The following is a 21,000-nucleotide window of genomic DNA, read 5'->3' on the forward strand; positions in this document are numbered from 1 at the left end:
CTTTTAATTCTATAATTCAATATTCTGCTGCTCATGGTCATCTTTCTTATGTCCTTGTGCCATCTTCTTTTCTCTTAACTTTCTTAATAACTTACTATCAACCTTAATTCCAACTCCTGATGATTTTAACGGAACATTATCTTCAAATGTCTTACTCATATGATGAAATATCTTTGATACTGCAAGTGAAACAGATGTGTTATAAAACTTATCCATATTATCTAGGAAAAACTGAGCATATTCATTCCCTTGCTCGGCAGATAATGTAAACCATTTTATTGCCTCTTCTTTATTCCTTGGCACATCTTCACCCAGTAAATATATTTTTCCTAATAGATACTGTCCATATTGATTTCCTTTTTCTGCAGATAGTAGCAACCATTTTACAGCTGATGGGATGTCTTTAGGTATATCCTCACCCTTAAGGTATAACTTTCCCAGCTGATATGCTGCATACTCATTTCCTTCTTTTGCTGATAGCTTAAATAACTCTAAAGCTTTCAATATACTTTTATCTACATATTCCCCATCAAGATAAAGTTTTCCAAGAGAATACTGTGCAAATTGATTTCCACTATCCGATGCCTGTTTTAAATAGTCAATTGCTTTTTTAACTTCCTCGTGTTCCGGGTTTTCTTCTGCAAGAATTAATTTTGCAAGAGAATAACAGGCAAATATATTTCCAAGCTTTGCCGACTTTTCATAATACTGTTTTGCTTCCCCTATATCTTTCTCTGTACCGATTCCATTCTGAAGCATCCAACCAAGCCTATATTGAATTTTATCATCATGACTTTTCTTTTCTAATCTCTTAAAACCTATAAAGGCAGAATAAAAATATTTATCTGACTCTTCCTTATTCATATCAGTTCCAATTCCGTCACGATACATCTTTGCTGCTTCAAAATTAGCATATGGAAAACCCTGCTTTGCAGATTTTAAATAGAGATCAAAGGCTCTTTCATAGTTCTGCTCAACACCTTGACCTCCATAATAAAGACCACCCAAGGAATATTCAGCAAACTTATATCTTTCTTTTGCTGACAGAGTAAGCCAGTATGCTGCTTTTTCATAATCTTCTTCTGTACCAAGACCTTGTGAATACATCTTACCTATACGATACTCTGTATATTTCCAAGACTTTTTATCTTCTACTTTATGAAAGGCATTGAGGGCTTTTTCATACCATGCATATGATTCTTCCATATCAATTTCTACACCAAGACCATCTGCAAAGATTCTTCCCATATTAAACATGGCAAGAGCATTTCCTTTTTCAGCTTCAGATTGAAATAAACAAAAGGCATCCTCAAAATCTTGTACTACATCATCTGTACCATATAAGAATTTGCAAGCCCTTTTATAATCATCACTCCACTTGATATAAACATCTTCAGCTATATCTATATCATCACTAACTTCTATTTCATTAATTAAATCTAAATTGCTACCTTCTACCTCAATAAATTCTGTTTTTTTTTCAGCTCTATTATCTATTGCTTTATCTATTTCTTCATCAGCAATATCAATGTCATCATTGGTTATTTCCTCAAAGGAAAAGATTCCCTTGTTATAATTATCTGCCTCTTTAATAATCATATTTTTTATTGATTTAAATTCTTTTTGTTGTGATAATGGCAGAGGCTCTGGCAGATTATCCATGTAGCTATTAAGAACTTCATTACGCATTTCATACCATAGGCCATATGCCTTACTTATCCTTTCATCCTTAGCTAGTTCATCTACAATCTCATCTACCATAGCTTTAAGCCTTGGTTGTAAATATCCATACTGTTTCTTTCCTTTGCTAAATTTCAATCTTTCTGCAAACCCTATAAACAATTCTTCTACATTACTGTTTTGGAAGGTGTTATTTTTCATTTCAGCTATTAAATTTAATAAGACCTCCCTTGATTCCTCTTTTAATTCATCCCTTCTTTTACTTTGCTCTATATATATTTCTTTTAGCTCTTCTCCAAAGATATTTTTTACAAATCCTGATTTCATTTTCTCTATACCTTTTTTAGTTAGATATCCTTCCTTTGGATTTGTTGAATAACAAATCATATGGATATGGGGATGATGACCCTCATTATGAAAGGCTGCATACCACTGAAAGTTCTCAGGCTTTATCTTTAAAGATTCAGCTATGTCTATGGCATAGTAAGAAAGCATATTGTGCCAACTTTCAGCATTATCAAAACCAAGTCTTGCAGCATCTTCTCTCCTTAAAGAAATAATTGGAGTCCAAACATTTCCTTCATGATTTGCAACTTCATCTGCTATTTTACTAAGAACTAGACTGTCATCTCCGCCAGTAAATAAACCATGCTTTCCCATCTTTTCCACCCTTGGTCTATTTGCAATATAATCTACATAGTTTTTCCGTTTACCAATCTTATCAAAGTTTTCTTCTATTGCTATGGAAATAAATTCAGAAGCATTTTCTAATGATGGGTTCTCAATATAATCTTCATATTCAAATAAATTTTTGGTGTTTGGAAATTCTTTAACTAGCTGTAATATTAATTCTCCCTGTTTTGTTGTGGAAGAAAAATTTCTATTTTCTATATTAATTTTTTCTACTCCATCACGAGTAGCAATATAATTTACTAAGTTTTCAAGATGAGCCGATGTTTTATCACTCCCACCTTTTAGATAAGGACACTTTAAAATAAGTCTTGGCATAAATTATCACTCTCCAATTCCTTGCTGAAACTTTATCGCCTCCTCCATGGATATTTTACCCCTTGTCTTTCTTACTTGCTGGACACATCTTCCCCTAAGACTACGAAGTTCTTCCTCACTAATTTCTAAACCTGCGGCGAGTATATTCATCATCATACTCATTTCAACTGATAGACGAAATAAATTATTAGCATTTCTATTTTCTGTTTCTTTAAGTATTCCTTGTATTGCTGAGATTAGTATCTTAGATAGATATCCTGTAGCATCTTCGCTAACTAAATATCCCATATAAAAATTTAAAGCTTTATCTATAAATTCACTTCTGCTTTTGCAATTATCCCTTTCTAGTAAACTATCCATTTCTTCCATTGTTTCAGGATATAACCATACTGCTGTCCTTTCCTTTACTGAGTTCTTTTTCTTTGTCAATTTATCACACCTCAAACATCTATTATTTCCCTTGACCACCCACAAGGTACACCTACCAAGTCTTTGTTTTTTGGGGTTCTTAGTAGATAACGACCACCTGTGACAACACAAAATCCTATTTCCGACCACCTGCCTTAATCCTTTCAACCCACGGCACTGCCGGGGGATGTAACTGGAAGGTGGAATCTTTTGACCACCTTCCTTTATCCTGCACCAAAATCAATAGGGGGGGTTCATCCCCATTATTCTAATAACATCGCCTAAAAGCCAGTAGTTAAGCCATCTTAACATTCATTATGCTTAGTCGGCACATTCGCCCCAACTTTCGATTTACTTTATATTAGGTATAAACATACCATGTCCCTCTTTTAAATGGCACACAAGGGCAAATACGCCCTCAAAAATTGTCTTATTCCTCTTTTATAGATTGCATATTAGCTTCTACTTGATTTTTGGTGGATTTTTTAGGTTTTCTTCTCTGCATTGCTTCTTCTTGCTTTTCATCAATATATTCTCTTACATTGGCTGGAACATATTTCTCATATAGTTTTTGAAGTTGATCAATTAGCTCATCTTCTAAGTCTAATTCTTTTTTTTCCATATATAGGTTTATCGCTCTTAATTTTTCAGCATTAAAACTTAACTTAACAATATCTTTTTTCATTTACATTACCCACCCTTCGATTCAGTTCCATTCCATTTAATTTTCCTTCTTCATTACATACTAAGATACAATTATCATCCAGATAAATACATTCAAATAATCCTTGAACTTCTTTTTGGATACCTTCTAAATCATTACTTATTTCCTTTTCATAAGGTAGTTTTTGTGGCTCAATTTTTAAGATACGAATTCTCTTTTCTATATTATCCATATATAAATCCTCCTACATTCTTATATTTTCAAATGGTTTTTGTGTATCAAATTTAGATATTTTTCTTTCAAATACTCCTTTTGTAATTAACATAGAGTCCTCCTTTTATGGTAAATAATTTCTTGGGTTTTTCTTTTCTCCATTTACTCTTATTTCAAAATGAAGATGGTTCCCTGTACTTCTTCCTGTTGAACCTACCTCCCCTATGATGTCCCCTGCTTTTACTTTTTGCCCTTCTCTGACTAAAATCTTGGAACAATGAGCGTATAAGGTAATAAATCCACCGCCATGATCTATCATTATGTGATAGCCATAACCTGTTGATGAGTATCTAGTTAAATGGACAGTTCCATCTAGTACAGATCGTATAGGTGTGCCTTTTGGTAATCCTAAATCAATTCCGCCATGTCCTTTTGTCTGCCCTGTAAATGGGTCTTTTCTATAACCAAATTCACTGGTAACTACATTCCTCCAGTTAGATCCCACTGGAGAATAAAAATCATCTACACCTATAAATTCTTCTTCGGACAAAGGGAGTCCATTAATAAATCTATCAAATTCTTCTCCATAGGTAGGAGCAGGTCTTCCATAAAGTATGCGATAATATATTTCAGTAGTATTGGCCATATCCTCATAAGTCACAGTTCTTCCCATTATATCTTCCATATTTTTATAGACTTCTGATATGTCTTTTATAGGAATAGCCACTGTATATGTCTCTTCATGTTCATTTCCTTCATCATCCGTTACAGTTCTTTTACGCTCTTCATAGTTGACAAAACAGTCCACATATTTCGCCTTATCTATTTTTGAAGGATGATTTTCGCCGAAATACAGCGAATAAAAAATAGCCTTAACCCTTATTGAGTCTAAGCTATCATCTTCATCCATTTGGCTATTTATTTTAGTGATTCTACTATCAATATGGGAAAAGCTATTACGCATATCTTTAATATGGCCTCTATAGTCTTCTGGAATACTATTTGGCATACTACCTCCATTAAATGATAAATCTAAGGCAATGTTGTTATGATTTGTTGTTCCTGAAAGCAATGCACATATAATAACAATGATTAATATAAAGGGAGATAGGATTGCTGCAATGGTCCACCCTATTCCTTTTCTTACCCTTTCATCTGATAAGGCAGATAAAGCTGTTTTTACAATAATCCCTAATGATCCAGGGTCTGCCATTTATATCACCACCATTTCATTCCAAATATATCTCCCTGTTCAGGTTCATTTTTCTCTATTTCTTCAAAGTTCTCTATTTGACTTAGGGTTTTCTCTACTGCATCATATAAAATATCTAAATCAAATCCTGCATCAATATAGCCTTCTTCTATGGTTCTCAGATAATTACCAGATGGATTTCCAAGCTTATACCCCTCCGTCATTATATAAACCATTGCTGTAGCTTTATGATTACCTACAGTAATATCCACTCCAGATTTTCCATAAAAACTTGGATATCCTTCGTATCTATCAAGGGCCTTCTCATCTTTTGGCTGAATACTCCATAGTAAAACAGGAACTGTACTACCTTCACATGGTTCGATAGTTGCCACTGCACTATGTCTTGATCCACGAAATACAAGCTCATAGTCCTTTAGCTCCGATGCACCGATAACCCTTGCAGTAGGGCATCGGTACTTCATCTGATTTAAATTTAGGTTACTTCCATAGGCAATATATAATTTATGGATTGAGTCCTTATCTATATTTATTTCTTCCATATTGACCTCCTTATTGATTCATAGACATAGAAAAAACAGGATCTTCCTCCTGCTCATCTATTTCCATATCATTATTTTCTAATTCTTCTCTTCCTTCTTGCTCTAAAAGTTCTAATTCTCGCTTTTGTCTAAGTCTTTCTTTTTGAGCCTCAGCTTGCTCTGGTGACTTCCAAGCAATATTTCCTTCTAGATTATCTAGAAGATGTTGTCTCGCTGTTTTAAATTCATCTCCAATTAAGTTGAGTCTTAAAAGCCATCCCCTAAATGTATATTTCTCATTTTCTGATACAGTTTTTCTTGGACTTGCAGACCTTTGATTATAGGCTTGAGCTGTAATTGCCATACAAAACTGCAGGTAAGCCTTAAGTTTTCCTGCATGGAGTGATCCATTAAAGGCACGATTATGTTTAGCTAGACATAATCGTGCTTATGTGCAGTAAAATATTATGTTAGCAATAGAAAAGAAATGTTGAAAACACAGCAGTTAAGGCTGTTTTTACTGAACATAATATTTTATCTATATGGTATTATCTTGACAGATACTGGAAACAATAACATTAGTCGAGTAAATCTTACTCCACATAATAATGTTAACCCAGGAGGTAATATCATGTTAGAAAACTATTTTATAGATTCACGTACAATTTACAGACTGTCAAACTGTGGAATTCTTGGTCAAAAGATGGAGGAATATGCTAAATATCTCCACGAGCAAGAGTTCTCACAAAATACCACGAGGGAATATCTTCGTGCAGCAGCACATCTTAGCCGATTTGCTTTATGGCAAAGCATTAATGATTTATCACTATTCAATGAGACTTTTGCCTGTCAATTTGTAAATGAGCATCTCCCTAATTGTTCTTGTGAACGTCTAAACAAAGGGAAATATCATTCCACAATACGTGGTGTATGGCAAGTACTAAATTTTTTAAGTGAATCTAAGATAATTCCATCACCAGCAGATTTAATTGAAAACAGCCTCATACCAAAGAATCCTCAACCTTTTAAACCATTAAAACCTTATCCTCCAATAAAATCAGAATCAGGCAAGCCTACCCCACCAAGAACTGATATTGCAAGCCAAGTTCTGATTATGAACAACTTGCCTAAAAGTATGGGTGGCATCATACTTCAATACGATGAGTATTTAGATAGTTTATTCGGTCTTTCTAAGAAAACACGTGATGTTCATAGGCTAAAAGCAATGCTATTTCTTAAATGGATATACGAAGAACATGGCTCTGATTTCCAACTCTCATCTTTGGCTACACAGGATATTTTAAAGTTCCAAGAGATGTGCAATGAATACGGCTACTCCAACGATTATCGCAAGACCGTAACATCTTGTCTTCGTGGATTCCTACGTTTTTTACGTTGGGAACGAATAATACAAGATGATTTGACACCTGCTGTTTACAAACTAAAGGAATGGAAGTTAGCAAGTATACCTAAGCATATCCCATATGAAACAGCCCTGTTGCTACTTTCTGCACCAGATAGAGAAACTGTAAAAGGAAAGCGAGATTATCTAACACTTTTATTAATGCTACAACTTGGTCTTAGAGCAAATGAAATAATACAAATTAAATTGGAGGATATTTCTTTAACAAAAGGCGAACTGTTAATCCATAAGACAAAGAGCCACAGGGGGCGTTGTTTGCCAATTACAAATGAGATTGCTGATGCCATCGTTGATTATTTTCGTGTTAGACCAGAAAGGCAACAATCTGAGTTAATTCTTAGGACTGTAAGACCATATAATCCCCTTAAAAATTCATCTTCACTTGGAAGTGTTGTTCGCCAATATATAGAGCAATTAGACATTAAAGTACCATCATATGGAACCCATCTTCTAAGGCATTCACTAGCAACACACTTGGTAAATAATGGGGCATCTTTCAAGGAAACAGCTGATATTCTTGGGCATACAAGTATTGAGACTACTGGTATTTATGCAAAGGTTCAGATTGAACGTTTAAAAGATATCGCCCTACCATTTCCTTGTTGGGAGGAGGTGTGCGTTATATGAAAAAGGCGCCTGATTTTAACAGCTTCAATGCTGATAACCTATCTGAATATACTAAGTTTATGGTGGATAATGGCCGCTCCTTTCGTGTAGAAACTACTATTTTAAAAGAATTTGATCGTTTTCTAGAACATACAGAAACTGCAGTTATCAATTCTGATACTGTTGAATCTTTCGTTTATAGCAAGCAAGACCTTAGCAACAGCCAATATGAAAAACGACATCGTATAATACGTGGATTTTTAGATTACTGTGCTATAAAAGGGACAGGAGAAAATATACCAGCTCATCCTAAAGCACGTAGTCAAGGACGTCGTATACCTTATTTATATACAATCTCTGATATTGAAAAAGTCTTATCCTTAGCTGCTGATTTAAACCCTAAAGACTCAATAAGGTCACATAGTTTCCAAGCAATTATAGGACTTATTTATTGTACGGGTTTGCGTATAGGTGAAGCTCTAAGATTAGATATAAGTGATGTAGATTTGGAAAATGGAGTCTTGTTTATCCAAAATACTAAGTTTAAAAAATCAAGATATGTCCCAATACATCCAACAGCTGTTGAGGTTTTAAAGCGATACCTAAAGTTAAGGGATCATTATTCTCCGAACCCCAAGGGTCAAGCATTCTTCTTAAGTACACGCAATGATAGACTAGCATATAGTACTTTTAATACTACATTCCTTCAATTAGTCCGTGAGGCTGGAATCCGTACAGAACACCGTAATTCCAGAACCCATGATCTTAGACACACCTTTGCAGTTAATCGCATGCTTAAATGGTATGAAGAAGATTCCGATTTTCACGAGCAACTCCCTATGCTTTCAATATATATGGGTCATGCTCATTTTGAGGATACTACTTACTATTTAAATGCTAGTGCTGAGCTTATGGCAAAAGGCTCAAAGTCTTTTCAATTTGGAGGTAATGGCAATGCGTGAAACTAAACCTATAAGTCTGGGTGAAATGCTGGAAAGTTTCTTTAATAAAAGATTAATTCAACAACAAAATGTATCACAAAATACAATCAATAGTTATCGGGATACATGGCGATTATTGCTTAATTATTTAGTATCTGAAAAAGAGATATCTATAACCCGACTGACCATTGATATGGTTACAGCTGAGGTAATTCTTGATTTTCTAAATCATCTTGAAACACAACGAAAATGCAGTATCAACACAAGGAATCAACGCAGAGCTGCTATCCGTGCTTTTGCTAGCCATGTAATTTTATATGAACCAAAATATATGGCTCAGTTTGAACGGGTTTTATCCATACCAGCAAAGAATTATGAGAAAAAAATGCTTGGTTATCTTACTGATGAAGAGATGAACTGTATCCTTTCCACCTTTAATCGCAGTACCCCAGATGGATTCAGAAATTATGCTCTCTTTATGCTAATGTATAATGTTGGAGCCCGTGTTTCAGAGATAATATCGATAAAATGTAAGGATGTAGGTACAAATCAAATACTTATTCATGGAAAATCAAGTAAAGACCGTATTGTTCCAATCTGGCCAGAAACAGCAAAATTATTAAGTCAATTAATGGCTAAAGAAAAACTTGACCCAGAACAAAAACTTTTCTTGAATAGGAAAAAGGAACCTCTAACTAGGAGTGGAATTTCTTATATATTGGCTACAGCTTCAAGTAACGCAGCAAAAGAATGCTCAACTTTACAGGGCAGAAAAATATCACCTCATACAATTAGGCATACAACTGCAATGCATTTACTTCAATCAGGTACTGACCTAAACCTCATCCGAATGTGGCTAGGACATGTTCATTTAGATACTACACATGGATATATTGAGGCAGATATTAAAATGAAACGGAAGACATTAGAAAACAGTGGAATTTCTAAGTCTGATAAAGGTTATACCTGGAACCCAACAGATGAAGTTAGGGATTTTCTTAATACACTTGGAATTAAGTGAGGTATTATGTGCAGTAATTGTTATTTCTTAGGGCTACAATTAGCTATAGTTATTACAACAGGATAAGTATAACTGGAAATATTATGTTTAGTGATAAGTGGAGAAACCTTCTAATTTTAATAGGTTCCCGAATAAACTAAACATAATATTTTACTGCACATAAGCACGAAATTCTATTGTACCTTTTTGGAATACAGAATGTAAATTTAAGCACCTATACCTGCTGTCATGGTAATGCTCATGACTTCCATCCCTCCCCTTATACCAGAGATTTTGTACTCCACTTATTGTTTTAGGCTTCTTTTTATTTAGTTCTTCTAAGAAATCCTTATCTATCTTTCTGCAATACCTCCTTTCCCTTTCCGAATCTACCTTTAATGCTTTATATATCATATCTTCTTTTGATGCTATAATATTTACAAGATTTCTAATTTGATAAGCCTTAAAGGGAGCCGCATTTATGTGGATATGAATTCCACAGGATTTATTGCAAAATGCCCCAGCCCTTCTTAATTCTCTTATCATCTCCTGGATATTTTCTATGTCTTCATAAAAACATATAGGACTTACTAATTCAACACTATACTCGCTATCTGCTATTTGCTTTCGATTTCCTATTTTCTTTTGACAGGTAATACTGGCATCTCTTACAAGCTGCCATTTCCTGTTTTGATTATCTGTTACAGTATAATTTCCATATCCCCCTCCCACATAATTTACTCTACCATTTAAATATTCGCCTATAACCTGTGCTGCTCTTTTTCTTGTGATACCTGTCATTTCTACTTCTACACCAAACTTTTGCTCCCTAAGATCCATGTCCGCACCACCTTACCATAGTCTTTTTTCATTTAAAATATCTATGGCATTTTCGTATCCTACATATTTTGCTGAACTAACTATCAATTCTATAAGCCTTATACTTCTCCAAGAATCTATTAATTCCCCATAACATTTATCATGAATTTCATTGATTTTAAAAATAGTATCTGCAATAATCTTTTCTACTTCCTCATCTAAATCATTAGATGCTTTGCTAATAACCCTTAGTTTATTAATAAATCCATCTAAAATATTATCTAGTTCTTTAATATCTTTTTCATCATAATAATTATAGGCTAGGAATGGATTTTCATATTCTTCTCCATTGATACATTTCTTTATTTCCTTTAGTATCTTGACCCTATTCTTTTTTTCTGCCTTTAAATATTGCTCCATAAAACATAGAAGATCATTATCTTTATTTGGAGTATAACTAATGCACACCCTTAAATCCTCTATAATGCCTTGCTTTTGATTTCTAAAAGATTCAATTTTATCAAATATCACTATCTGCCGCCTGCCTTTCCAAATAACTTTTCTTTATATTCTGGAGCATGAACTGCTAGATTGTAACGTTCATTACCACATTTATATAAACACACTCCCCTCTGTGGAAATTTAATTAGATTATATTCTGATTCCTCAAGCTGTAAGGTATCCATATAAAACTGCTTATCAATATTTCCTGCATTAAATAAAAAAGCGTGTGCCGGAATAGAAAACAGTGGCTTTGTCAGCTCCCTAATTCCTTCAATGTTGAAGTCTTCAAGGTTTTGGCTGCTAAGGATAACTGCTGATTCTTTCTTTCGCACTCGCTTCATAAAGTTACGAATATATTCAATTGCTGTAAGGTTTGTTAGGAATAAATAAAGCTCATCAATTCCTGCTGCTGTATTTCCTTCTGTTAGTAGCTTATCTGACATAAAGGATAATACATTAAATAATAAGGCATTTTTAACATTTTTACTAGCTTGAAGTAAGCCTTTAACTCCAAATACAATAAATCTATCTGATCTTATATTAGTGTGTCCATTAAAGAATTTACTCTCTGCCCCTTGGCACATGGAATGAAGTCCAAGGAGTATTTCTTGTAATAATTCTTTAGTATAGAGTTGGTACTTTTCATTATCATAACCTTTGTATTCTTCCTCTATTAATAAATAAAAGTCTGATAAAATAGGATAGTCCGTAGATTCTAGCCTACTAAAATCTGTGCTATCACTAATCTTATATTTGGTATAAAGTTTTCCAAGCATAATTTCTATTACATCAATATGCTTATCTTCAAAGTCTTTATATGAACGGAAAAAGTCCTTTAAAAAACTAATATGTTGACTTAATTTAGTTGATTGTCTAAATGCAAGAGGGGCATCATTGTCACGTGGGCTTCCTTCTTCATCCCAAGTTTTAGGTTCTAGTGGATTAATCATATATTCTCCACTCATTAAATCTACAAAGCATCCACCTATGTTTTCAGCTAATTCAACATATTCATGCTCAGGATCTAGGCATATTACATTCTTTCCTGATTCTAAAATATTACATAATATTAACTTTAATAAATAACTTTTTCCCTGCCCTGAATTTCCTAAAATCAGAATACAGGGGTTAGTTTTATCATCATCCCTTTTATCAAAATCTACAATAATATTTGAACCAAACTTATCTCTTCCTAGATAAAATCCATTAGTATCTGTTTTACCTGAGTAGTTAAAAGGATAGAGATTAGCTACAGAAGATGCTGGTAGTACCCTCTCATATTGAGTAGCAAATACATTTCTTCCGGTTGGACCTACACATAAAAATCCTTGCTGCTGACGAAGCATTAGCCTATCTACATTTAATTTACTTCTTACAAGTTCGGTTAATACATCTGTTTGGAGTAGTTTTAATTCCTCATAATCATTGGCAATAAGTTCAATATATACTGCACAATGAAATAGTGGCTCCCTATTTCTATGCATAGTAGATACTAGTGTTACCACATCTTGTAGATTACTTTCCGCTGTTACAGTCTGTTGTAAATCATTTGTATTTGAAGTATTCATCCTGTTTTTATTGGCTGCATTATGGATAATTTTCTTTTCTTCATTTGGAGTTACTTGCCTTGTATAGATTCTAAGTGTAACCCCATCTTTTTCTCCAAGATGACGGAGGATTGCCTGTTCATTTGTACTTGTAGGATATTCTCTTAATGCCCATACACACCGATAGGTGTTCCCACAAATAAAGTGGTCAGTGTTAAATTTAATGATAGAAGGGGCAATCATATCTATAAAGCTTTTTATTTTTTCATCTTCTATGATTGGTGATTTCTTTTTTACCATTGTATTTCTTTGCCTCTCTTTCTTTTTTGACATTAAAAAAACCCTACACATTAGTGCAAGGTTTGGTAACATATAAAATAATATATAAAGTTTGTCCTTAAGATTGCTCCATAATTTCATCGATAAATTGGAATTTATCGGTCTGTTTGTTCCGTCATCAATCCCCATCGGAAACCAAATTTGTCGATAAATACAACCATACAAGAACTATAAGTCGTGCTCTGCATCTGATAAATTGTCTCGCTGTCCTCCCGTAAAACACCATATGCCTGTTTTACTTCTTCCTTTGTATCGAATGTGACAGTCAGTGAAAGAGCCGTACTTTTCACAAAGTTAACATCCATATTGTCACACATCATAATCCTTTGGTCGCCAATAAAAAGCTCTGCGTGATATATATAGTTTTCTTGCTCTGAGGTTAATTTTTTATCCCAATCAGACTTATTGGCGTCGGAATATCGTAATAAACAACCAATCCTTGCGTCAAAAGCCTTTTGATACAGTACAATTGCTTCTTCACAACGACCTGCAAAATTAAAATTTGGTGTGATTATAGTCATTTTACCACCCTTTCATATTCTCATTAAATTCCTTTTTGTCGATAAGTGTAGATGTATATATAGCCAGTAGTTCGTAATATCAAACATTGGCGTTATATTCATAATCTCAACTATAAATTGGAATTTGTAGTGCTCCCATAAGATGCCTACTCATTATGCTCGTTATCTAAACAATATTTTCCCCTAAAATAATTTTTGGCATAGTAGTCAAACAACGATTCCAACGTTTGTAAAAACGCTCCAGACCAAGCTTAGAAACACGGGCATGAGTTTCCTCATCTCTAACTGTCCAGTGTAAGACATAAGTTATTTTACCTACATGGCGAGTTAGACGAACAGGTAAATCGCCTTCTTTCACAGCATTAAAATCTTTTTGTCGATGAGTACGTTTAATATATCGAACCTCCATCACGCCGTCCTGTTCCATATAAAAGTAGGCAACCTCTTTCATAAGTTGTTCGATTTCATCTTGTTTTTCAATTTTTGCCTCATATATGCAAATTTCATTAAACATTTATTTTTCCTCCATCATAAAACATAAATAGCCTTTGGCCCAAAACTGTCCGACAAATTCCTATTTATCTACGTCTTATATAATCTTTCCTAGTTCGCATTAATCCGGGATACATTATTATTCCATCTTCATTTCACCATTATCTTGCTTTAGCTTAGGCAGTGGTATATGAAGAAGTCGTAAAAAATCCTTTTGTGATTCCAATTCTCTTTCAGCTATAAAGTTAATAAATGGTTTATCATCTTCATGTGCTTTTTCTAGGAGTGAAATATACTCACTTCGTAAAATTGGGGGAATTAGTGCTGGCAAATATCCATCTTGTATCAGTGCTGTATTCATTAATAGTCTAGCCACTCGCCCATTACCATCTTTAAAAGGATGGATAAATACAAACTTTTTATGAAGCAGTGCTGCAAATTCTACTGGATGATATTTTTTTCTTTCTGTCTTTATCCATTTACATAAATCCTCTATTTCACTTTGAATATTTTCTACTTTGGTAACCGGATAGTTAGATCCTGTGATAAATACAGGAATGTCACGATATCTTCCTGCAAACTTTTCCTCAATATTTTGATAAAACAGTTTATGCAGATAAAGGATGTCTTTCTCTATGATTTCTTTATTCTCAAGCAAAGTAAACATATAGTCATATGCTTTTGCATGATCTACGGCTTCAAACATATCTCTTAGAGGTCTTCCCCCAACCGTTAATCCATCTTCTATTAAAACTTTTGTTTCACTTTCAGTCAAAGAATTCCCCTCTAGTGCATTTGATGTCCATGTTAATCCAACACGATAAAAGTCTTTTATCTGCTTTAGCATTTCACCTTCAAATGGTCTTAACTCATTAATGGTATTTTGATATAAATCCAATTTTTCAATGCCTTCCATCATTTCACTCCCTTTTTATATATTTTTATATAGATATAGTATAGTTTTCATAATCCTTTAATTATACCAATTGTACCATATACCATTTATCAAATAAACTCATATTTTCTGTCTTTACTTTATTTAATCATTGAAAATTACCCATCTTTCCCCATCATAGTCTTCATATCTTTCCGTTGTTACATTCTGCTCATAATATACTCCAAGGAATCTTTTGATATCTGCATTATCTGCTCTTCTAGCTACAAATCCTTGATCCTTTAAATTTTTTTCTATCCTTGAAAGATAAGGAAACACATTTGATTCCTTTTCATCTTTAAGACGAATAATAATTAGAAACTCTCGGGCAGTTGCCATCTGTACTTGCATTCTATCAAGATTAGTGCTATCTTGTTGTAACAGTTTTCTTATAACAGGATTTTGTTCCATCTCCATTCTTCTTTTTAAATATTGCTTATTATCCTCAAAATTTTCCTTTGAATTGAGGCATAGCATTTCTATTTCAGCTATTCCTTTTAGAACTGTCATAAGAGCATAAATTCTAGCTCCTATATTTTCATCTGATAATACTGATATATTAGTTGGGTGGATTATAAAGTATACTAATTCCCCATAAGGAGTCTTAGTACTAAAATCTGTAATTTCATCTATCCCTATAAGTTCCCTTGTGGACTGCCTTTGTTTTTCCCTTTTTCTCTGCTTTATACTCATTTTATAACCTCCATTCAAATACTTGCTGTTTTAAAATAAAGAAGGCACAAGCATATTGAATAAAGTTTAGTATGCTTGTACCTTCAAATTGTATGGTTAAAAAAGCATAAACTGCTGTTATTACAATTGGTGGCATAAATCCTAGCTGTACTAAAGCAAATACAGAAACAAGAAGTCCTATTCCAATTACTCCAATGTCCTTAAGTTCCCATAGCCATAATGTTGCTTTAGCTTTTAAATTATCTGGATACATATACATCCTTTACTCAGTCCCCTCTTCTTTAAACTTTCTTAGAAAATAAGCAATCCCCTGCATAATAAAATCTACACAAGGGATTGCTACACTATTACCTAATGCCTTATATCTTGCACTATCTGATGCCTTTTCAATGTTAGTCCATCCATCTGGAAAGCCTTGAAGTCTTTCACATTCCAATGGAGTAAGTCTACGAACTAGATTTCTTGTAGTTACCAGATTCTCACTTCCTCCACCATTATCTCCACCTCCTGCTCTTAGAGTTGCACAACCTTCTTTATAGTTAGCAAATGCTGATTGCCCAAATATCATCTCCTCACAATCTACAATACACTTATCCTGACTTACATATTGATTACCAATGCCTTTTTCATCCCCTACACACAATGTACCTACTATATCTTGATATGTTTTAGGTGGAAAACAAACAGCATGGATGTCGCTTGTAGTAAGGGTGTAGCTAATATCTTCTTGAAATCCACACCCATTTCCACCATTATGTTCTTTCCTATCTATAATGTTTCCTGCAATGCAATAGCTTTCTTGGTCAATATGTTTTGATACCAAAGGAACATTATTTCCACCTGTTCCATAGGTGGCTGCAATTGTAGGTGCTACTTTTAAGGGACCATTGTATCTGCAATCCCTCCCGTGGTTATCGAATAGAACTGGTTGATTGTTACCACTTGTACCTGCTGAAGATGTAGTAGTGGGACAAAGATCAACACAAATTTCCGCATTACCTTGCTGAGTTTCCATGACTATAGGCAAATTTCCACCCATGCTAGCTCGTAACGTGGAAGTAATATTCTCTGTTATATCCATTCGATTACCACCCTGATCATTAAGGCATAGCATGGGTTCTGCAATGTCTGCAATAAATGTCTGCATCTGCATATTTTGTGTTGCCATCAATGCTCCTGATATTCCATTTAAATCAATTCCCTCATTACGCTGATTAATGTGATATGCCTTGTATTCAATGGGCATATCCTTGTTAAAGCCTTGTTCTATTCCCTTAATCCCTGCTTGAATCTCCAAAGCCGTTTTTAATTGTTTTGGCAGTTCCTTACCTCTTAACTTTGCCCTTCTAAGTATTCCCAAACAAGCTTTCTTGCTCAAATAATATTTTTGGAGCGGTGTGTCCTCCAAAATCTGCCACAAGAAAGATTCTTTTACGCCTTTGGGCGACACCCCAGTATTGAGCATCGAGAACTCTCCAAGCAATGGTGAATTCATATCCCAATATGCACCCAGCAGGTTTCCATATCCCTCCCGCAGGTCTAGGTATAGATACATTGCTGTCTGCAATTCTTGCGGTTTCTTCGAGGACCGCCTTAAAGTCTTCCCCTCCTGCACTTGAGAATGCTCCAGGGACATTTTCCCAAACGAAGTATCGAGGTCTGATAAGGTGATTTGCTTTTCCTTCTCTCCCATCTTTACACCTCATTTCTTTTGTGATTCTAATTTGCTCCATAAACAATCCTGAACGCTCACCTGCAAGTCCTGCCCTTTTACCGGCCACACTCAAATCCTGACAAGGTGATCCCCCGGTTATAATATCAACAGGAGGCAATTCATCCCCTTTTAATTTTGTTATATCACCAACATGAACCATATCTGGAAACCTTATTTTCGTCACTTCAATGGGAAAGGATTCTATCTCACTTGCCCACAGGGGAATGATTCCATTATTAACAGCAGCAAGAGGAAATCCTCCTATTCCATCAAAAAGACTCCCCATGGTCATCATTACTACATTCCTAACCTTAAGGGAGTCTGTTTAATATCTATATCAAAATGTCTAATTCTCTTTACTGGAATCCCTTTTGCCCTTGCAAACTGAATTTCTTCAAACATTCCACTGGAAATATTATCTCCAAATACCCACAGTTCATCACATTTTGCTAATAGTTCTTTTCCTATTTTAATACCTAGTTTCCTTTCTTCTAGATTATTATCATTTAAAATCTGAGGATAAAGAAGATGGGGACAAAAAAATGCATTGCCACTATTTAATACATATCGGCAAGCCTTTTTTGCATAATCTATATTCTTTTTTACATCTCCTGCATAGGGAGATGCTATAAATATTAGTTTCATAAAACTCCTCCATTTCTTTTTCATTGCTTACTATTTCGGTACTGCTTGTACAATAGTTTTTGTGGTATTAACTGCTGCTTGTGCTGTATAAACTGCACTCATTATATTAGCCTTTGTGGATGTATCAAGTCCAAATGCCCCAGCAATCCTTGGCACTTCTCCTGCCGATAACATGAGACCAAGTCCTAATAATGCATGGTCTTTTACTACCATAAGTCCTGCAGTTAGTATGGTGGCTTGCAAGAATGTAGTAAGACATAGACCGATTATCTGCTTAGACCATTGAATAAAACCATCAATATAACCTCGGGGAGCAGAAAACATATAAAGACTTCCAACTGCTATTTGAATCAATAAAATTCCACCTCTTTTAAGGTTTGCAAAGAACACTTTAATAACTGCATAGCCCATTAGAATAATTATGAACAGGGCCATAAATGGACTTGTTATTATAGAAAGTCCACCAAAGATTCCTGAACTGCCAATGCTAGTAACATCCCCTGCATTATTTAATACTATAATAATGTTTGATGCAAGTTCACCTATTCCACTTCCATAACCAGTTATCCCTGCAGTTAAACTTGCTTGTAAATTAATAGATAATTTATATAGTTCCACTGGTACTATGGTAAATAAACTAACAGCCATAAATCCTTTTATAGAATTTATGGCTGCATCTCTAATACTTCCCCTACCATTTTGATACTCAATACCTGTTTCAAAGCAAGATACTACAAGACCAGTTCCATATAGTGACCAAGCAAGATAGGAGAAAAACAAAACAATAGATTGTACCCAACTCATATCAAAGAGTTCTACTCCCATATTTCCCATCTGAGCAAAAAAGTCAGCAAGAAAACCTATAAGCTGACTATAAATCCAGTCTATGATTTGATCCATCACATCGCCCAATATGAAATCCCATATAAACATTTTCATCACCTACTTTCATATAACCAAAAAAGACATATGGTTTTTTATGTCATATGCCTTTCAAAAACAATTTACATCCCAAGGATAGTCCAAATATATTTTGGTGCTGTTAGGGTGAATACTAGACATGCAAATAAGATTGCAGGTGCCGCCCATTCAAATTGTCCATGTTTTCGATAATCAAAATAAGCCATACCGAGTTTAGCAAAGAAAAACACTGCTAAAATAAGATCTATTGCAGGAAACACAACTTTATTTACTACAGTCTTAATTTGTCCGGATGCATCTTTCCAAGTACCCTCGATTGCACCTGCTACATCTCCCGAACCTGCAGCAAAAGCTGTAGTACTAAACATTAAAGTAAACATTAATACTATGCATATAGCTAATGTACTTCTCTTATATCTCTTCATAAAATCCACCTTTCTCTTTCTGTATTTAAGGTTTTAAAGGCGCAATATGCCAGTCTTGCCATAGATTTCCCCTTATTGTAAGTGAGTCTGTAAGATTCATAGAAAGCATCCCATCAGGGGTCCATGCATCTACGAGCCATGTGTTTACAATATATTCACCGTCTGGCATCCATATAGGTGTAAAATGTGTACGGTTTTTGTAGGTAGAATACTTATTTTTCTTAAATTCAAATCTTGTATTTGAACCTCCTGAAACACGTTCTAATAATCTCCAGTAGGTTTCATATCGAAATTCTGGAAAATAAGAAACGGCATTTTGAGGATAGGTAATGGCAGAACTTTGATTGCTACTTACACTTGCATTTACCAATTGATTGATGCCGTATCCACTTTTGAAAACACTTCCACTTGCAGTAGGATTTTTAATATCATTTGTAATTCTCATATCAGCAGAAAGTCTTGCACTATATTGGTCAAGGTCAAACTCCCACCAACCATGATCACACCAATATCCTGAATCTTCCCCAGTTCTATGCCATACCCAATACTCTTGCCACCATGGACTCCATATGCTCCAATTAGCTGTTGTTTTCTGCTCTCTATTTGGAACAGGAGCATGTGAGAATGTATCATTTCTATCATTAGCTACAGGATTTGGAGGCGGATTCTTATCTAAATCAACAATCCTTACATCGATAATCGATTTAGTTATGCTGCCAGAACCACGAACACTTACATTAATAATCATATCCTGCTCAGTATCTGGTGTTGTCCATTTTACCCAAGCAAGTTGTGAGTCACCTCTAGGATAGTAGACATTTCCTACATTGTAGGTTCTTCCCCCTATTTCAAAGCTAACACTGGTTGGATTATCAGGATCAGATTGCCCACCACTTACCATTACCGATGTTATAACTTCTGTATTTACTCTATATTCATAATCATAGGTGCTGATAATTGGTTCTTCTGGTTTCTCTGTAAAACGAACAATTCCAAGACCCAAAGAAGACTTGATATCTGCATTGGATGCTGGAGTTGACGTACTGCCTTTCCATGCATGATATCCTAAATCTCCTACTTCCAAAAACATTGAGAGAGGTAAATTTTTATGGGATAAGGATACCATTTTACTTCTTAATAATCCACTTACCTGCTCATCATACATAGCCGCCTCTGTTGCTGTTGTAGCAACCATAACCCCTTGAAATGTATAATATGCCATAGGTTCTAAGAGTAGTTTATATTCTCCATTAATTAGTATGTCATAATTCATTCCTGTACGAGATGCAATTGAACGAATAACCTGCTCATCTGTAAAATAGCTTTTTATGGCCTCAATATTATTTTTCCCATCTGTACTTACTATTTTAGGTATTGATTGTGAAGGATTTATAAAGGAATAACTATCTCCACTAGGTGAAAGAGTCTTACCACTGTTATAACTTATTTTGCTTACCTTTCCAAAATGCAGGCGGACATTGGTTGGCGATTTATTAGTTAAATCAATAGGGGTAGTCACTGTAGAATGGTCACTTGCACGAACTACAGTCACCCTCACCCCATCATAACCAGGTGACCATTTATTTCCACTTGTACCACTTCCCATTCCTCCACCGCCAGAGTCAATATTTCCATCTCCAACTGCAAGTACAGAAATAGGTGCAACTAAATTAAATATCATTAAAAAGGCTATAAAAATTGTTAATATTCTCTTCATGGAATTCTCCTTTCTGCAAAGAAAAAACACTGTATTTCTACAGTGTCTATCT

At 34.6% G+C, this 21,000-nt stretch carries 24 protein-coding genes; 3 read left to right on the plus strand and 21 right to left on the minus strand.

Features of this window, described 5'->3' with window-relative positions:
* Positions 1–9: 9 nt before the first annotated feature.
* The 7 genes from mobP3 to KQI41_RS10995 all read right to left on the minus strand — a co-directional run bounded on the left by mobP3 (position 10) and on the right by KQI41_RS10995 (position 6,071).
* The gene (gene mobP3 / locus KQI41_RS10965) at positions 10–2,688 is read right to left on the minus strand and encodes a MobP3 family relaxase (RefSeq protein ID WP_216585287.1); all 2,679 of its coding nucleotides are present in this window, start codon (positions 2,686–2,688) and stop codon (positions 10–12) included.
* Between the two features lie 6 nt (positions 2,689–2,694).
* Positions 2,695–3,117, minus strand: coding sequence for a hypothetical protein (locus KQI41_RS10970; protein WP_216585288.1), 423 nt, complete (start codon positions 3,115–3,117; stop codon positions 2,695–2,697).
* Between the two features lie 409 nt (positions 3,118–3,526).
* Positions 3,527–3,781: a DUF6103 family protein gene (locus tag KQI41_RS10975; RefSeq protein WP_216585289.1), complete on the minus strand. Its 255-nt coding sequence runs from the start codon at positions 3,779–3,781 to the stop codon at positions 3,527–3,529.
* Positions 3,762–3,992 (minus strand): DUF3846 domain-containing protein, encoded by a 231-nt coding sequence (locus KQI41_RS10980; protein WP_216585290.1) that lies wholly within the window; start codon positions 3,990–3,992, stop codon positions 3,762–3,764. The genes KQI41_RS10975 and KQI41_RS10980 overlap by 20 nt, the downstream gene beginning before the upstream one ends.
* 105 nt (positions 3,993–4,097) lie before the next feature.
* The gene (locus KQI41_RS19130; protein WP_280634053.1) at positions 4,098–5,186 is read right to left on the minus strand and encodes a M23 family metallopeptidase; all 1,089 of its coding nucleotides are present in this window, start codon (positions 5,184–5,186) and stop codon (positions 4,098–4,100) included.
* A 5-nt stretch (positions 5,187–5,191) separates the two neighbouring features.
* Positions 5,192–5,728 carry a gamma-glutamylcyclotransferase family protein gene (locus tag KQI41_RS10990; RefSeq protein WP_154443029.1) on the minus strand — a complete coding sequence of 179 codons (537 nt, stop codon included), beginning with the start codon at positions 5,726–5,728 and terminating at the stop codon, positions 5,192–5,194.
* 10 nt (positions 5,729–5,738) lie between these two features.
* Positions 5,739–6,071: a hypothetical protein gene (locus tag KQI41_RS10995; protein WP_216585291.1), complete on the minus strand. Its 333-nt coding sequence runs from the start codon at positions 6,069–6,071 to the stop codon at positions 5,739–5,741.
* A 267-nt stretch (positions 6,072–6,338) separates the two neighbouring features.
* Here KQI41_RS10995 and KQI41_RS11000 point away from each other — a divergent pair, with 267 nt between their 5' ends.
* The 3 genes from KQI41_RS11000 to KQI41_RS11010 are packed head-to-tail and all read left to right on the plus strand — an operon-like array spanning position 6,339 to position 9,698.
* Positions 6,339–7,757: a tyrosine-type recombinase/integrase gene (locus KQI41_RS11000; RefSeq protein ID WP_216585292.1), complete on the plus strand. Its 1,419-nt coding sequence runs from the start codon at positions 6,339–6,341 to the stop codon at positions 7,755–7,757.
* Positions 7,754–8,698 carry a tyrosine-type recombinase/integrase gene (locus tag KQI41_RS11005; RefSeq protein WP_216585293.1) on the plus strand — a complete coding sequence of 315 codons (945 nt, stop codon included), beginning with the start codon at positions 7,754–7,756 and terminating at the stop codon, positions 8,696–8,698. The genes KQI41_RS11000 and KQI41_RS11005 overlap by 4 nt, the downstream gene beginning before the upstream one ends.
* A complete protein-coding gene (locus KQI41_RS11010) occupies positions 8,685–9,698 on the plus strand; it encodes a tyrosine-type recombinase/integrase (RefSeq protein WP_216585294.1) in 1,014 nt (337 codons plus the stop codon). Before KQI41_RS11005 ends, KQI41_RS11010 begins: the two co-directional genes overlap by 14 nt.
* Before the next feature lie 150 nt (positions 9,699–9,848).
* On the opposite strand, the gene KQI41_RS11015 is transcribed toward KQI41_RS11010, so the two are convergent.
* The 14 genes from KQI41_RS11015 to KQI41_RS11080 all read right to left on the minus strand — a co-directional run bounded on the left by KQI41_RS11015 (position 9,849) and on the right by KQI41_RS11080 (position 20,948).
* On the minus strand, positions 9,849–10,517 hold the full coding sequence (locus tag KQI41_RS11015; RefSeq protein ID WP_216585295.1) for an amidoligase family protein: 669 nt from the start codon (positions 10,515–10,517) through the stop codon (positions 9,849–9,851).
* A 12-nt stretch (positions 10,518–10,529) separates the two neighbouring features.
* Complete coding sequence (locus KQI41_RS11020; RefSeq protein ID WP_216585296.1) at positions 10,530–11,027, minus strand: hypothetical protein; 498 nt, start codon at positions 11,025–11,027, stop codon at positions 10,530–10,532.
* Positions 11,027–12,880 carry a VirB4 family type IV secretion system protein gene (locus KQI41_RS11025; RefSeq protein ID WP_216585297.1) on the minus strand — a complete coding sequence of 618 codons (1,854 nt, stop codon included), beginning with the start codon at positions 12,878–12,880 and terminating at the stop codon, positions 11,027–11,029. The genes KQI41_RS11020 and KQI41_RS11025 overlap by 1 nt, the downstream gene beginning before the upstream one ends.
* A gap of 101 nt (positions 12,881–12,981) precedes the next feature.
* A complete protein-coding gene (locus tag KQI41_RS11030) occupies positions 12,982–13,407 on the minus strand; it encodes a VOC family protein (protein ID WP_216585298.1) in 426 nt (141 codons plus the stop codon).
* 166 nt (positions 13,408–13,573) lie between these two features.
* Positions 13,574–13,921 carry an SH2 domain-containing protein gene (locus tag KQI41_RS11035; protein ID WP_216585299.1) on the minus strand — a complete coding sequence of 116 codons (348 nt, stop codon included), beginning with the start codon at positions 13,919–13,921 and terminating at the stop codon, positions 13,574–13,576.
* Positions 13,922–14,038: 117 nt separating this feature from the next.
* Entirely contained in the window at positions 14,039–14,815 is a 777-nt protein-coding gene (locus tag KQI41_RS11040) for a Fic family protein (RefSeq protein ID WP_216585300.1), read from the minus strand.
* Positions 14,816–14,938: 123 nt separating this feature from the next.
* Positions 14,939–15,526: a hypothetical protein gene (locus KQI41_RS11045; RefSeq protein ID WP_154442996.1), complete on the minus strand. Its 588-nt coding sequence runs from the start codon at positions 15,524–15,526 to the stop codon at positions 14,939–14,941.
* Between the two features lies 1 nt (position 15,527).
* Complete coding sequence (locus KQI41_RS11050; RefSeq protein WP_154442995.1) at positions 15,528–15,785, minus strand: hypothetical protein; 258 nt, start codon at positions 15,783–15,785, stop codon at positions 15,528–15,530.
* 3 nt (positions 15,786–15,788) lie between these two features.
* Positions 15,789–16,886, minus strand: a complete 1,098-nt coding sequence (locus tag KQI41_RS11055; protein WP_216585301.1) for a DNA cytosine methyltransferase — start codon at positions 16,884–16,886, stop codon at positions 15,789–15,791.
* Positions 16,873–17,535, minus strand: a complete 663-nt coding sequence (locus KQI41_RS11060) for a DNA cytosine methyltransferase (RefSeq protein WP_216585302.1) — start codon at positions 17,533–17,535, stop codon at positions 16,873–16,875. Before KQI41_RS11060 ends, KQI41_RS11055 begins: the two co-directional genes overlap by 14 nt.
* A 2-nt stretch (positions 17,536–17,537) precedes the next feature.
* A complete protein-coding gene (locus KQI41_RS11065; RefSeq protein WP_154442994.1) occupies positions 17,538–17,885 on the minus strand; it encodes a DUF7768 domain-containing protein in 348 nt (115 codons plus the stop codon).
* A 30-nt stretch (positions 17,886–17,915) separates the two neighbouring features.
* Positions 17,916–18,818 carry a conjugal transfer protein TrbL family protein gene (locus KQI41_RS11070; protein ID WP_216585303.1) on the minus strand — a complete coding sequence of 301 codons (903 nt, stop codon included), beginning with the start codon at positions 18,816–18,818 and terminating at the stop codon, positions 17,916–17,918.
* Positions 18,819–18,889: 71 nt separating this feature from the next.
* Entirely contained in the window at positions 18,890–19,231 is a 342-nt protein-coding gene (locus tag KQI41_RS11075; RefSeq protein ID WP_216585304.1) for a DUF3852 domain-containing protein, read from the minus strand.
* Positions 19,232–19,256: 25 nt separating this feature from the next.
* On the minus strand, positions 19,257–20,948 hold the full coding sequence (locus KQI41_RS11080; RefSeq protein ID WP_154442990.1) for a DUF8193 domain-containing protein: 1,692 nt from the start codon (positions 20,946–20,948) through the stop codon (positions 19,257–19,259).
* Positions 20,949–21,000: the final 52 nt, after the last annotated feature.

The organism is Tissierella pigra (assembly GCF_018917845.1).
Classification (GTDB): domain Bacteria; phylum Bacillota; class Clostridia; order Tissierellales; family Tissierellaceae; genus Tissierella; species Tissierella pigra.